The sequence below is a fragment of the Streptomyces hamibioticus genome, assembly GCF_047946815.1.
Lineage (GTDB): Bacteria > Actinomycetota > Actinomycetes > Streptomycetales > Streptomycetaceae > Streptomyces.
Genome location: NZ_JBKKQY010000001.1, coordinates 3,557,279 through 3,570,858 on the forward strand (window position 1 = coordinate 3,557,279; position 13,580 = coordinate 3,570,858).

Here is a 13,580-nt window from a genome sequence, read left to right on the forward strand (position 1 = left end):
CCGACGCGGCCCTCGAAGCGCACCGTTCGCGACGCCACTCGGCCGAGTGCGGCCGCCGTGAGCGCTGACTCGCTGCCCTGTGCCGACGACCGCATCACAACCACCGTTCAGTTCAAGTGGTGGGTGTCGTTGAGGGCGTGGACCGTGGCGGTGCCGTGCTCGTCGTACGTCAGCGTCGACAGGGAGGCCGCCGCGACTTCCATGCGGAACAAGGTGTGTGGTGGGGCCTGGAGGGCGAGGCGGATCAGGGTTCTGAGTGGTCCGACGTGGGAGACGACCACAACCGTGGCGCCGGCGTACCGGGCCATGAGGCCGTCTCGTACGGCGGCGACCCGGCGCGCGACCTGTTGCATGGTCTCGCCGGCGCCCGAGGGGGGACTCTCGGGCGAGGCGAACCATGCGCTCAGGTCGTCCGGGTAGCGTTCGCGGACCTCGGTGAAGGTCAGGCCCTCCCAGGCGCCGAAGTCCGCTTCCCGCAGGTCCCGGTCGACCTGGAGGCTCAGGCCGAGGCGCGCGGCCACGGGGTGAGCGGTCTCCCGGCAGCGCCGCATCGGTGACGTGACGACCGCCTCGATGTCGCCGCGGCGGGCGAGGGCGTCTGCTGCCGCCTGGGCCTGGCGGCGTCCGGCCGGGGAGAGCCCCGGGTTGGACCCTCCGCTGCCGGAGAGCCGGCGTTGCGGGGTGAGCAGGGTCTCGCCGTGCCGCAGCAGTACGAGCGTCGTCACGTCACTCACTTCGCGGTCTTCGCGAAGTGGTCCCGTACGGCGTCGGTCTGCTTCTCCATGACGTCGATGATGGCCTCGACCACGTTCAGGTCGGCGTCCTCGGCGATCTCCAGGACCCGGTCCCACTCGAAGAAGCTGCGGGCCGGGTCGTTGGTGATGGGGCGCACGCGGATGGTGGCCTGGTAGCTCTGGACCCCGCTGGTGGGGGCGACGGCCCGGTAGGACTGGGTCTTGTTGATCTCGTCCCGGGCCGCGATCTCCTGCTGGACGAGGCCGCCGTTGAGCGTGAGCCTGAAGTCGTAGCGGGCCGGGACCGTGTCGACCGAGCCGCCTTCCACCCAGGAGACGTCGGTGTGGATGTCCAGGTCGCCCGGGGAGACGATCTCCAGGATCTGCATGGCGTCGCGGACGGTCGCCCACACGGTGTCCGGGTCGGCCTCGAGGATGGTGGAGTGGTACATGGTGTGCTTGCGCTGGATCGGCATGGAGTGCTCCTTGTTCCAGTGATTGGAGGGTGCGGGGGCTGGGGAGGGCGGACTGTTCCGCCTGCGGCGGGCGTACTGCCGGTCGTCGCGCGCCCGCCCGGTTGTCGTCGCGCGCCCGCCCGGTTGTCGTCGCGCGCCCGCCCGGTTGTCGTCGTGCGCCCGCCCGGTCAGCGCGTGGGCTCCGGGGACGCCTTCTTGGCGACGAGGTGGTTTCCGAGGATCAGGTAGTCGATCTCGGTGCCCATGAAGCAGTTGAGGGCGTCGGTCGGGGTGCAGACGATGGGTTCGCCGGCGACGTTGAACGAGGTGTTGATCAGGCAGGGGATGTCGGTGAGTTCGATGAACTTCCGCAGCAGTGCCGTGAGCCGTGGTGTTCCCTCGTCCGTCAGGGTCTGGATGCGGGAGGTGCCGTCCACGTGTACGGCGCCGGGGATGCGGTCCCGGTATTCGTCGCGGACGGGGAAGACGAACGTCATGTACGGGGAGCTGGTCTTCCGCCCCATGTCGAAGATCTTCGGCGCCTGCTCCTCGAGGACGAGGGGAGCGAACGGGCGGAAGGGCTCGCGGTGCTTGACCCGGGTGTTGATGATGTCCTTGATGTCGCCGAAGCCGGGGTTGGCGAGGATGCTGCGGTGCCCCAGCGCACGTGGCCCGTGCTCGACGCGGCCTTCGAACCAGCCGATGACGACCTTCTCCGTCAGCAGCTTCGCCACATGGTCGACGACCTCGTCGTCGTCCAGGCGCGAGACGACGACTCGGCCGGTGAAACCCTCCAGGGCCTCCTCGATCGCGGCGTCGTCGTAGGCCGGGCCCAGGTAGGGGGTGACGGGTGCGGAGGCGGCGAGGATGTTCGCGGGTTCGGTGCCGGGGTCGTTGAGCCAGGCGTGGGCCGCGGCCCCGATGGTGATGCCGGTGTCGGAGGCGCCGAAGCTGACCTCCATGTCCCCGAAGCGGGAGCCCTCGAACAACGGGGTGTTGTTCAGGCAGTTCAGGGCGACGCCGCCTTCGAACAACAGCCGGTCGAGGTCCGTCCTCCTCTCCAGGTGGCGGACCTGGTGGGCGGTGGCGACGTTCAGCAGCTGCTGCGCGGCGGCGGCGACGCGGGCCTTGTATTCGAGGGTGTCCTCGAACGGGCCGAAGTACTCCTCGAACAGGGCGTCGTGACTGTGGACGTTGTCGGTCTGCAGCGGCTTGGTGAAGGTGTAGCGGCCGTCGTCGTGCAGCCTCAGAAGGTGGTCGATGAACGGGTTCGGCGTCGGCGGGGCGGTGTATCCGGCCAGGCCCATCACCTTGTACTCGTCGTTGTTCGGGACGAATCCGAGGAAGCGGGTGATGGCGGAGAACAGGGTGCCGATGGAGTACTGGGCACCGGTGACGGTGTCGTCGAAGACGGTGATCCGGCCGTTGCGGATCTCGCCCGTCAAGGTCGAGAAGCGTTCGGCGCGGCCGTCGCTGACGAGGAACGCGGAGTCCTTCATGCCGGCGAGGTAGTAGCCGGTCGTGGCGTGGGCCAGGTGGTGCGGAACGAAGCGGACCTTGGCCGGGTCGGGGCGGTGTCCGGTACGGGCCTCGAAGTCCGCGAGGATCGCCTCGTGGCTGACGACCTGGTCGAACAGGTCGGTCATGTCGCCCATGAGGCTGGTCTTCGCTGCCTGCGGCATCGGCGAGGTGCGGATGCCGTCCAGGATCTCCTCCAGAACCTGGGTGGTCCAGTTCCAGGGGAAGGCGAACAGGTCGACGTCGTCGAACGTGATCCCGGCTTCCTCGAGGCACCAGTCGATCGCGTTCGCGGGGAAGTCGGTGGTCTTCTTCTCCCGGTTGAGGCGCTCTTCCTCCACCGCGGCGACCAGACGGCCGTCCATCAGGAGTGCGGCGGCGGCATCGTGGCCCAAGAGGTAATGCTTGTTGATGCCGGTCGCACCGAGGCGTTCGGAGAAGAACTCCGACACCCGGCTGAAACCATTACATCCGAGAACAATCACGGCATTCTTTCCTGTTATGGGGCTACTTGGCGATCAGCAGGTCGCGGAGCTTCTCCCCGGCCGCGGGTGCCTGGCACAGTCCCGCGCCGGTGAATCCGGCCGCGTACAGGAAGCGGCGGGTGGGGTGTTCGCCGATGAAGGCGGTGTTGTCGGGGCTGGCGTCGAAGTCGCCGGTCCACGCGCGGTGCAGGCCGATGCCGTCCAGGGCGGGGAACAGGGTGCCGAGATGGCCGGCGATGCGGCCGAGCCAGGCCTCGCGTGTCTCGCCGTCCTTGGGCGCGCCCATGGCGAGGAGGACGCGGTCCTTCCATGAGCGGATGCGCAGGCCGGACGCGGCGTGCATCGTCATGGGCAGCTCGCGGTGCGGGGTGGGCGGCACGTCGGTGAACAGCATCTCGATCGCAGTGGGTGTCAGCGGCAGGTCGACCGATGCCATGGACGCCACCTCGCCGGACCAGGGCCCGGCCGTGCACACGATGCCGTCGGCCTTGATGCTGCCCTGCGGGGTGTGGACGGTGTTGTCGTCGTCGATGCGTGTGACGGGTGTGTGGGTGAACAGGCGGGCACCGTGATTGCGGGCTGCGGCGGCGTAGCCGCGGACGATGTCGAGGCCGTCCACGTGGTACGCCTCGGGAGACCAGGCGGCGGCCAGCACGGCGCGCTCGTTGATCAGCGGGTTGAGTCCGGCCGCCTCGCGGGCGCTGATCAGGCCTACCTGGACGCCGGCGGCCTGCTGGTCCTGATGGCCGGCTTCGAATGCGGCGATCTGCTCTTCGTCGGTGAACAGCACCATGAACCCGAGCCGCTTCAGGGCGAGTGGGGCCGCGGTGCGGCGGGCGAAGTCGTGGTAGGCGTTCAGGCTGCGCACGGCCATGTGCCCGGTGCGGGGGTTGCCGGGGAAGTAGGTGCGGACCATGCCCGCCGTGTGCGCGGATGCCCCGCCGCCGAGGCTCCCGCGTTCCAGCAGCACGGTGTCCACGCCGGCTTCGGCGAGGTGGTAGGCGGCGGAGGTTCCGATCACTCCACCGCCGATGACGACGGCGTCGGCGCGGGCAGGCAGGGCGCTCAAGGTCTTCCTTCTCCTGTGGTGTGGGGTTCAGACGGCGGGGATGAGCGCCGGTGTCGTCATCTCCTCGGCGGACTCCGCTCCGGGCACGGCTACGCGGCTTCCTTGGCGCCCTGCTGGCGCAGGTGGTCTCCGGTCTCCCACGGGTACAGCTGGAGGTTCCAGCCGCCGAGGCAGTTGATGTAGAGGGCCATCTGGCTGGTGACGGCGTAGAAGTCGTCACGGTCGAGGCGGTCGAGGACGTCCAGGAAGCGCTGGGTGAACGCCCACAGCTTCTCCAGGCCGCAGTAGCCCAGGAACTCGGCGGGCACGCCGACCAGGAGGCGGGTCATGTGGACGAGGGAGTCCATGGGCATGCCCTGGACGGCGGCGCGGACGAGCCCGCCGTAGGCGGCGTAACCCAGGGGTCGCGTCTCACCGTTGACGAACAGCAGAGTGGGCAGGACGGTGCCGAAGTTGCCCGCCTGGGAGGGGATGATGCCCCGGTGCAGGTCATCCAGCTCGGCCGGGGGCGCGAGCCAGATCCTCTCGGTCTCGGCGGCGATGTCGGCGATCAGGCGGCCGGCGGTCGTGTCGGTGGCGTGGAGCACCGGGATGCGGTGGCCGCCCGGCTCGCCCGCGCGGCGCACCTCGGCGAGGACCTGCTTCTTCGTGGAGTAGACGGCGTCCCAGATCGCGGCCCCGGCTTCCAGCAGGGCGGGCATGTCCGCCTCACGGATCCGGCCGACGGGGGTGGCGGGCATCGGCTCGGTCAGGGTGCCGTACTTGATGCCCAGGTGCTGCAGGCCGGAGCAGAACACGGTGCCGTCGGGGGCCTCGCGCCGGTCCGGGATGCGGGTGGTGTGGGGGGTGTGCAGCAGAGTGGGTATCGGCGCTACGTGGTAGAGGTGTTCGCCCGCGATGAGGGCGTGTCCCTGAAGACTCTGGTACGGCAGGGAGTCCCACAGGGCGTCGGCGAGTGCCGGGTTGCGGTCGTCGAGGTCGGCGGTGACCGTGATGCCGAGGTCGGGCCAGGAGATCTCGATCTGACGGCCGGGCTGCTTCTCGGACAAGACTTTTCCAGTTCGTCGATTCGGCATGTCCGAGGAGTACATCGTCAACTGTCCTGTTTCAGACAGGCGTTGAAGGCATGAAGCTTGAGCGGCCTGAAAGCCGTAGTTTGTGTGTTCCTACGAAAACCGCAGCTTGGCGAGTTGGTGCGTGCCGCGGCTCCGAGGCCCCGGGTCGGCCGCATCGCGGGGGGCATGGTGTTGTGCGCCAGGTCTGGCGACGGCGACCTCGCGCTGACGTTCGTCGCCGGGCTGCCGGCGGATCACCCCTCGCGCGCCGGGCGGACGGTCGTGACAGGCGAAGTCGCCCGGGGCGTGGTGCGCCTCGGGTTCGCCTGCCGCGACCGTTCCGGGGCCGCGCCCGTCCCGGGGCCGCGCCCGTGGACGTAAGAGGACGGGTGGAGACCGCCTCGGGAACTGCACCGCGGAGAAGCGGAGCGGGGCAGCGACTCAGCGGTCGATGTAGCTGAAATCGCCCACGGTCCAGGCGCTGACGTCCTTGATCGCGACTCGGTACATGCCCCCCGTCTCGGGGATCCCGAGGCTGCCCTGCAGGATCCGGGCCAGGTGGAAGTGCAGGTGCGTGGGTGCCTCGCCGCGGCCCGGCCGGCTCTCGCGTGGGCCGCGGGCGAAGACGTCGGCGAACGGGCCGAGCCGGTCGGAGTCCTTCAGGACCTCCGCCACCCGCTCCCGCCACACGGCCTCGGGAGCCAGTCGGCCGGTGATGACGGCGCCGCCGACGACCACGGTCAGGGACATCTGATTGCTCCGCTCGGACTCCACCGCGGCGGAAATGGCGACGAGCAGCTCATCAGGGTTCGACATGGGAGCACATCTTATTCAGCTGCCCGTCCCGGAGCCCCAGCGGGCGTGAAGCGGCTGCGCCGGAGGCGGGAGGCGGGTCCTGGTGAGCGGGGGCGCATGTCCGGCGCCTGCGCGCGGCCGGGGCGGCACGGCGACCGGGGCGGCACGGCGGCCGGGGCGGCACGGCGGCCGGGGCGGCACGGCGGCCGGGGCGGCACGGCGGCCGGGGCGGATGCCGTTTCGGTCGCGGCCTCGGCGCCGGGGCCGGGGGGCAGGTCGGGGTCGTGGCCGGCGACGGCATCCGGCGGACGGCCGCCGTGGCCGTCCGTCCCGGGCCGGGGTCTGGTTGCGGCGGCAACCGGTGATCGGCAACCTCGTGATGTCCGGCAAGTGATGTCCGGGGAAGAGCTGACGGCACTGCCGGCGACTGCCAGGGCCGCGCGGGTGTCGGGGGAGGGACCAGTGGGCAAGCGGCATGCGCGGCAGATGGCGAGCGGAGAGCCCGTCGAGGCGAGCCCCGCCATGCCGACCATGAAGACCCTCGCCCGTCTCGCCGCCATCGCCCAGCAGTTCGGGTACGAGTACGCAGACATATGGCAGGGCGGCGGGGCTCAGGGCCACGGTTACGTGATGCTGCTCGTGCCCGACCCCGGCCCACAGGCCCGCGCGCGGGCGGCGCAGAACCGGGCGCGGTACCGGACGCGGGCGACGGGGGCGCGCTGCCGCCCCTGGTGCCCGAAGCGGTCGAGCTCCTCAAGGCCCGCATCACGTTCGACATCACCGCCATGTACACCACCAAGCAGCTGGTCCTGCTCTCGGGTATCGACGCCGTTCCGCCGGCCGTGCCCATCGGTTTCGCGCTCGGCTCGGACGCCACCGCAGGCAGCTTCCTCGCCGTCGTCGCCTGGGCCGCGCTGATGGCCCTCCTGCCCGTCGGCTTCGCCGTCGACCGGCACTGCAGAACCAAGTACGCCGCGCTCCTGCGGGCCGCCGGGTTCACACCGGTGACCGACCAGGACGGCCGGCCACGGGTTCACACCGGTGACCGACCAGGACGGCCTGCCGCGGTGTGTGCCGCCGGGCGGCCGGTCAGTGGGCGGCCGGGACTCGGGGTCCTGGCCGCCGCGCGCGGGGCGTCACTGGAGTTCGCTGAAGCGTTCGGTCGCCCGGGTGCGTCCGGCGACGATGATGGTGTCGTCCGCTTCCACGACGGTGTCGGCGGTGGCGTAGGTGAAGCCCTCGCCGGGGCGCTTGATGGCGACGACGGTGATGCCGTGGCGGGAGCGGACGGCGCTGTTGGACAGCGGGAGGCCGATGATGTCGGCGGGCGGGCTGGTCTTGACCATGGCGAAGTCGTCTTCGAATTCGATGTAGTCGAGCATGCGGCCCCGCACGAGGTGGGCGACGCGCCGGCCCATGTCGTGCTCGGGGTAGACGACGTGCTGGACGCCGAGCTGGGTGAGGATGCGGCCGTGGGCCTCGCTGGTGGCCTTGGCCCAGACGTTCTCGATGCCGAAGGAGATCAGCAGCGAGGCGGTGAGGATGCTGGCCTCGAGGTTGGTGCCGATGGCGACGACGACACGGTCGAACTCGTGGACGCCGAGCTGACGCAGGGCGTCCTCCTTGGTGGAGTCGGCCCGGACGGCGTGGGTGAGAAGTCCGGAGAGGGCCTGGACGACCTCGGCGTTCTCGTCGATGCCGAGGACCTCGGTGTCCTCGTCGACGAGTTCCAGGGCCAGCGAGCGGCCGAAGCGGCCCAGGCCGATGACGGCGACGGAGCTGTGCGGCCCCGTGCGCCGCTTCTTGGGGGCGGTTCTCCTAGCCAATGACGGGTCGCTCCTCGGGAAGGTCGTACAGGCGGACACGGCTGCGCAGGGCGAGCGCGGAGGCGACGGTGACGGGACCGAGCCGGCCGATGAACATCAGGCCGACCAGCAGCAGCTGCAGGCCGGCGGGCAGGTCCGCGGTGATGCCGGTGGACAGCCCGACCGTGGCGAAGGCGGAGGTCACCTCGAACAGCGACTGGTCCAGGCTGTAGGCGGTGAACACCACGAAGGCCAGGGTGGAGACGGCGACCGCGGCCACGGACAGCAGCACCACGGTCAGCGCCTGGCGCTGAAGGTCACCGTGCAGGCGGCGGTGGAAGATGTTGACCGCGCCCTCGCCCCGGATCTCGGCGTACATGACGAAGAACAGCACGGCGAAGGTGGTGACCTTGATGCCGCCGGCGGTGCCCGCGCTGGCGCCGCCGACGAACATCAGCACGTCCGTGCCCAGCCAGCTCGCCGGGTTCATCTGGGAGGTGTCGACGCTGTTGAACCCGGCGGTGCGCGGCATGACGCCCTGGAAGAACCCGGCCAGCAGTTTCCCGGACGTGTCCAGGGGGCCCAGGGTGGCCGGGTTGGACCATTCGATCGCGGTGATGAAGGCGCTGCCGCCGACCAGGAAGACACCGGAGGCCCACAGCACGATCTTGGTGTGCAGGGTCCAGCCGCGCGGCCTGCGGAACCGGCGGTGCACCTCGAACAGCACGGGGAAGCCCAGCCCGCCGGCGATGACGGCCAGCGCGACGGGCAGGCAGATCCACGGGTCGGTGACGAAGCCCATCAGGCTGTCGGAGTACAGGGCGAACCCGGCGTTGTTGAACGCCGAGACGGAGTGGAAGACGCCCAGCCACACCGCCCGCGGCCAGGACTCGCCATAGGCGGTGGCGAACCGCAGGGTCAGCACCAGCGCGGTGACCGCCTCCAGCAGCAGGCTGACCTTGACCACACCGGTCACGACCGCGCGGACGTCACCCAGTCCCAGGGTCTTGGTCTCCGCGGCGGCCGTCATCCGCGCCTTCAGGCCGATGCGGTGGGAGACCAGCAGAACCAGCAGCGAGGCGAAGGTCATGATGCCGAAGCCACCCACCTGGATGAGCCCCAGGATCACGGCCTGCCCGAATCCGCTCCAGTAGCCGGGCGTGTCCACGACGACCAGGCCGGTCACGCACACCGCGGAGGTCGAGGTGAACAGCGCGTCCACCACACCGGCGCCGCCCGGCCCCGCCCTGGCCACCGGCAGCATCAGCAGACCGGTCCCGACCGCGACGGCCGTGGCGAAACCGGCCACGACCACCTGCGCCGGGTGCCGGAAACGCGGCCACCGGGGCGTCACCACGACAAGCCGCCCGCCCCGCGGACGGACATCACGATTGATCGCACTGAAAGACGATAAACAACGCGCCCACCGTACTCGTCACCGGAGGTGGTGCGGCGTTGCGGCGGCACCGCCGCCCCTGCGCCCCGGCGCCTCACCGCCCCGGCGCCTCGCTATCTCCACCAGAAGCTGTAGGCCCTGCCGAGTGCGTCGATGGCGGTCTCGTCGAGTTCGGGGTGGCGGGCGCGGGCGTCGGCCTGGTAGGCGAGGGTGACGGTCTGGAGGTTCCGGCCGGCCCAGTCGGCCTGGAACTCGTTCATCTCGGCGACCACGGCCTCGGCGTACCCGAGGAGGCGTTCGGCCTCGGCCGGCTCGAACGCCTCCCGTACGGACTCGGGGCTGAGCTTCGGATACGGCCTTCCCGCGCCGAGCAGGTACAGGGTCACCGCCCGGCTGCGGCGGCCGTCCGTCAGCCGGGAATCACCGGCGTGGCTGCTGTCCACGGGTCCAGAGCGTAGCCTCCCCGCCCGTCTGCGGGTCCACCGAAATCACCTTGGTGACCTTCGTGTTCCGCTTGAGGTGGTCGAACTCCGTGTACCAGATCGCGTCGGGCCGCACGTGCGGGCCGAGGATCACGTGCACGACGCCGCTCGCCTGCCGCGCGTACTCCTCCGACACCGCCGACCAGGCCACCTCGACCTTCTGCGAGCCGTCCCAGGCGGGCATCGCGATGTCCCGCCGCTCCAGCAGCATGCCCAGGACGACACCGCCCCGTTCGGTGGCGATCCGCTCCGCGAGGTCCTCGCCACCCGCGCCGAGCCCCGACCAGAAGTAGGCGGTACCGCGCCTGGTGGAGAAGTCTCCGACGACGACTTCGGCACCGACCGCGCGCAGCGCCGAAGCGACCTCGGGAACGGCCGGCCCGGGCGGATGGAAGGTGGTGTGCCGCCACTGGTCGTCCCGCTCCTGATCGCGGTGGACCGCGATGACGGCGGTCCTGCCGCCCGCGGCCTTCTCGGCGATCTCGGCGGACCCGGCGTTCCCGGCGGCCTCCTGCGGGGCCACGACGGCCGGCCCGCTCGCCGGGCCCGCGGCGGTCGCACCGGCCGACTGCCCGCCGAGCACCAGGAAGACGGCCGCTGCGACGGCCAGGACTCTCAGCAGCCACGCTCTCAACACGACGTCACGCTCCCTCGGCCGTGCACGCACAGCCATCAGATGATCACTCTTCGCACTCGGGAGGCTACGCAGGATGTCCGGCGGAGGAGTCGACGACACACGCGTGCCGTGCGGTGACCTGGGCGGGTTGCTGTGGGCGAGCACCGAACCACTGGTACGGTCCGCCGGTGCGCCCGCGGCATGCGGTGAAGGTGAGGGCTTCCACGACTGGAGGGCGGCTTGACGGAGGGTCCGGTGCTCGGTGCCGGAGACGAGGGGCGGCGGTCGCCGGCGACCGGCCCGGGTCTCTGGCCGCACGTCGTGGAGCACCTGGGCGCGGCCCTGGTCGTCGTGGACCCGGGCGGGCGGATCCTCGCGGTCAACCCGGCCGCCGAGCGGCTGCTGGGCCGCCGTGCGGCGGCGATGCTCGGGCAGGACGCCCATGACCTGCTGCACCGCGACGCGGACGGCGGCAGGATCCCGCGCGATCAGTGCCCCCTGCTCCACGCGCTGGCCGAGCGGACCGCGGCGCGCGGGGAGGGCGACAGCCATCTGCGGGGCGACGGCCGCCTGATCGCGGTCTCCTGGTCCGCCTCTCCCCTGCCGGACGACGGGCCGGCCCCGGGCACGGCCGTACTGCTCATGGACGCGACCGGGGACCGCAGCGCGCGCCGGGAACGCGCGGCCCGTACGCGCGCCCTGGAGAGTCTCACCGAACGGCTGACGCTGGTCGCGCAGATCACGGACGTCCTCGGCCAGACGCTGGAGACGGACGAGGCCCTCGCCCGTCTGGGCCATCTGCTGGTTCCCCGCCTGGCCGACTGGGTGGCGGTGGATCTCCGGCTCGGCTCCGATGAGGTCCACCGGGTGGCGGTGACCGGGCCCGCGGGCCGCAACGCCCGGCACGAGAACTGGCGGGAGCCCCTTCCCGACGCCCGGGAGGCGGCGCGCTCACCTCTGGTCCAGGTGCTCCACGGCGGGGAGCCGGTCCTCCATGGCCCCGCGGAGACGGCGGCACCGCCCCGCGCCCGCACCGCCCTGACCACCGCCCACGGCGACTTTCTGCGGGCGGTGGGCGCGACGTCCGCCATCACGGTGGCGCTCGGCGCCGAGCAGCAGGTCACCGGCGCCCTGACGGTGGTGCGCACGGACCCGGCGCACCCCTTCGACGCCGGTGACCTGGCCGTGGTGAGCGACATCGGCCGGCGAGTCGGGCTGGTCATCGGCAACGCCCGCCGGTTCGGCCGGCAGCGGGCCGTCGCCGAGGCCATGCAGCGCAACCTGCTCGCCCCGCTGCCCCAGCCCGGCCGCATGCGGCTGGCCGCCCGCTACCAGCCCGCGCCGGCCGGTTCGCAGGTCGGCGGCGACTGGTACGACGCGTTCGAGCTGCGGGACGGCACGCTCGCGCTGGTCATCGGTGACGTCGTGGGCCACGACCTGACCGCGGCGGCCGGCATGGCGCAACTGCACGGCATCCTGCGCTCACTGGCCTGGGACCACACCGGGCCGCCGGGCGCCGTCGTCGACCGTCTCGACGACGCCATGCCGGTCATCACCACCGTCCCCATGGCCACCCTCGTGCTCGCCCGGGTCACGGGCGACCCGCACACCGGCCCCTGGACGCTTCAGTGGTCCAGCGCCGGACATCCGCCGCCGCTGCTGCTCACCCCGGACGGAGAGGCCCGGTACCTGGAAGCCGGCCAGGGACTTCTCCTCGGCGCCGGTCCGGCCACCGGCGCGAGCCGGCCGAACGCCACCCAGCTTTTGGCGCCGGGCTCCACACTGCTGCTGTACACCGACGGACTGATCGAGACCCCGGGCATCGACCTCGACACCGGTCTGGACCGGCTGCGCCGGCAGGTCCTCGCGCTCGCCGACGAGCCCCTGGACGCGCTGTGCGACCAAGTGCTGGCCCATGTGCCGCCCGGCAGCGCCGACGATGTCGCCCTCCTCGCCCTGCGCGTTCCCGCCGCGTCACCGGGGTGACGCCCGCAGCGGGCGGCACGGGAGTACGGTGGTCGTACCGAGGGCACGTCGCACACCGGCTCCCGCGCCGGTCTCGTTCTCGGCGAGAACACCCCACCGGAAGGCCGCGCACGCGCGGGCCCTCCGAGACAGGTCGGCACCATGTCCTCGACCTCCGACGGGCTCCCCGCCGCCGCGCAGCTCTCCGTGGCGCCCGGCGCCGCCCGGCACCTCCCGGCCGCCGGTGCGGGACCGGAGCCCGACTCGTGCCGTGCCGTACTGCTGTTCTTCACCACCGGCAGGACGGGCCCGTGGGACGGCGGGGCCGCCTCCCGCGGGCGGCCGGCCGACGGCAGGTGACCGCCGTGGAGGCCCGCCCCGCACGAGGACGGGCCGCCGTGAGGCGCTGAGCCGCACCGCACCCCCGCACCGCGGCCACCCGCCGTACCCGGTCCGCGGCCACCGCCCGCCGCGTCAGCCGTCGAGGGAACGTCGAGGGAACATCATGATCACCACAGCACCGCCGCCGCCGCCGTCCGTACCGGCCGTCCGCCTGCGCCTGGCACCCCACAGCGCCCTGCCGCGCCGCCTCGACGGCGCGTGGTGGCCCCGCTCCCACGACCTCCTGGCGGAGCTTCCGCGGTTGCTGGCCGAACTCCCCCCGTCCTGGGGGCAGATCACCAGCGTCACGGTGAACGGCGCGGCCTGGTCCGCGGCGCCGGACCGGATGCTCGTCCGCGACCAGGTCGTACGGCTGCACGAGGCCACCGCGCTGCACGCGCCGAACACGGTCGTACTGCTCGCCCCCGGCCAAGGCCGCCGGGACCTGCTGGTCGTACCGCCCGAGACCACCGAGGAGGCCGCCGAGCCACTCATGACCGCCGCGCTCGGCGCCCCCGCCTGAGCGGGTGGATGTGGCCTTCGTCGCATCACGGGGTCCGGGCGAGGCCGCCGGTGTCCTCGCCGGCGATCACGGCCGCGGCACACCGGCTCGTCGAGGGAGGTCAGGGCACTGGGCCGGGCGGGTCAAGAAGTCAGGAATTTTCGCGCCGATCGAGGAATATTCCTGGGCGCAGGTGGGAAGCGGATAATTTTTTCGCGCCCCGGCGATGGCGGCATGGTAGTGTCGACGCCAGTTGCAGTTGTGGTTGCCAGGACGTTTTCCGACGGGGTGATCATCACGGCGACCGAAGTACGCACACGGC

Annotated in this window: 13 protein-coding genes; 3 read left to right on the top strand and 10 right to left on the bottom strand. The window is 71.7% G+C overall.

The annotated features are described in order from the left end of the window. Window positions 1-107 precede the first annotated feature (107 nt). The 10 genes from ACLGIH_RS16010 to ACLGIH_RS16055 form a co-directional block, all read right to left on the bottom strand. Window positions 108-725, bottom strand: coding sequence for a histidine phosphatase family protein (locus ACLGIH_RS16010; RefSeq protein ID WP_416525916.1), 618 nt, complete (start codon window positions 723-725; stop codon window positions 108-110). Window positions 726-730: 5 nt separating this feature from the next. After that, window positions 731-1,210, bottom strand: coding sequence for an SRPBCC family protein (locus ACLGIH_RS16015; RefSeq protein ID WP_416525917.1), 480 nt, complete (start codon window positions 1,208-1,210; stop codon window positions 731-733). Between the two features lie 167 nt (window positions 1,211-1,377). After that, window positions 1,378-3,192: a carbamoyltransferase family protein gene (locus tag ACLGIH_RS16020; protein WP_416525918.1), complete on the bottom strand. Its 1,815-nt coding sequence runs from the start codon at window positions 3,190-3,192 to the stop codon at window positions 1,378-1,380. Window positions 3,193-3,214: 22 nt separating this feature from the next. Continuing rightward, window positions 3,215-4,261, bottom strand: coding sequence for an NAD(P)/FAD-dependent oxidoreductase (locus ACLGIH_RS16025; RefSeq protein ID WP_416525919.1), 1,047 nt, complete (start codon window positions 4,259-4,261; stop codon window positions 3,215-3,217). Between the two features lie 89 nt (window positions 4,262-4,350). Beyond that, complete coding sequence (locus ACLGIH_RS16030; protein WP_416525920.1) at window positions 4,351-5,310, bottom strand: cucumopine synthase-related protein; 960 nt, start codon at window positions 5,308-5,310, stop codon at window positions 4,351-4,353. Window positions 5,311-5,757: 447 nt separating this feature from the next. Then, window positions 5,758-6,132, bottom strand: coding sequence for a hypothetical protein (locus ACLGIH_RS16035; RefSeq protein ID WP_416525921.1), 375 nt, complete (start codon window positions 6,130-6,132; stop codon window positions 5,758-5,760). A gap of 1,115 nt (window positions 6,133-7,247) precedes the next feature. Beyond that, a complete protein-coding gene (locus ACLGIH_RS16040) occupies window positions 7,248-7,937 on the bottom strand; it encodes a potassium channel family protein (RefSeq protein WP_416525922.1) in 690 nt (229 codons plus the stop codon). After that, window positions 7,930-9,231, bottom strand: a complete 1,302-nt coding sequence (locus ACLGIH_RS16045; RefSeq protein WP_416529395.1) for a TrkH family potassium uptake protein — start codon at window positions 9,229-9,231, stop codon at window positions 7,930-7,932. The genes ACLGIH_RS16040 and ACLGIH_RS16045 overlap by 8 nt, the downstream gene beginning before the upstream one ends. Window positions 9,232-9,425: 194 nt before the next feature. Next, window positions 9,426-9,755 (bottom strand): hypothetical protein, encoded by a 330-nt coding sequence (locus ACLGIH_RS16050; RefSeq protein ID WP_416525923.1) that lies wholly within the window; start codon window positions 9,753-9,755, stop codon window positions 9,426-9,428. After that, window positions 9,733-10,431, bottom strand: coding sequence for a hypothetical protein (locus ACLGIH_RS16055; protein ID WP_416525924.1), 699 nt, complete (start codon window positions 10,429-10,431; stop codon window positions 9,733-9,735). Before ACLGIH_RS16055 ends, ACLGIH_RS16050 begins: the two co-directional genes overlap by 23 nt. Before the next feature lie 219 nt (window positions 10,432-10,650). Here ACLGIH_RS16055 and ACLGIH_RS16060 point away from each other — a divergent pair, with 219 nt between their 5' ends. From ACLGIH_RS16060 to ACLGIH_RS16070, 3 genes are all read left to right on the top strand, one after another. Further along, window positions 10,651-12,396: a SpoIIE family protein phosphatase gene (locus ACLGIH_RS16060; RefSeq protein WP_416525925.1), complete on the top strand. Its 1,746-nt coding sequence runs from the start codon at window positions 10,651-10,653 to the stop codon at window positions 12,394-12,396. A gap of 141 nt (window positions 12,397-12,537) precedes the next feature. Continuing rightward, window positions 12,538-12,735 (top strand): hypothetical protein, encoded by a 198-nt coding sequence (locus ACLGIH_RS16065; RefSeq protein ID WP_416525926.1) that lies wholly within the window; start codon window positions 12,538-12,540, stop codon window positions 12,733-12,735. Window positions 12,736-12,880: 145 nt separating this feature from the next. Beyond that, complete coding sequence (locus tag ACLGIH_RS16070) at window positions 12,881-13,279, top strand: DUF5994 family protein (protein ID WP_416525927.1); 399 nt, start codon at window positions 12,881-12,883, stop codon at window positions 13,277-13,279. Window positions 13,280-13,580 lie beyond the last annotated feature (301 nt).

Bases quoted from the DNA above. Each gene is read 5' to 3' on its own strand.
- ACLGIH_RS16015 (WP_416525917.1), bottom strand. From the start codon at position 1,210: ATGCCGATCCAGCGCAAGCACACCATGTACCACTCCACCATCCTCGAG.
- ACLGIH_RS16035 (WP_416525921.1), bottom strand. From the start codon at position 6,132: ATGTCGAACCCTGATGAGCTGCTCGTCGCCATTTCCGCCGCGGTGGAG.
- ACLGIH_RS16065 (WP_416525926.1), top strand. From the start codon at position 12,538: ATGTCCTCGACCTCCGACGGGCTCCCCGCCGCCGCGCAGCTCTCCGTG.
- ACLGIH_RS16070 (WP_416525927.1), top strand. From the start codon at position 12,881: ATGATCACCACAGCACCGCCGCCGCCGCCGTCCGTACCGGCCGTCCGC.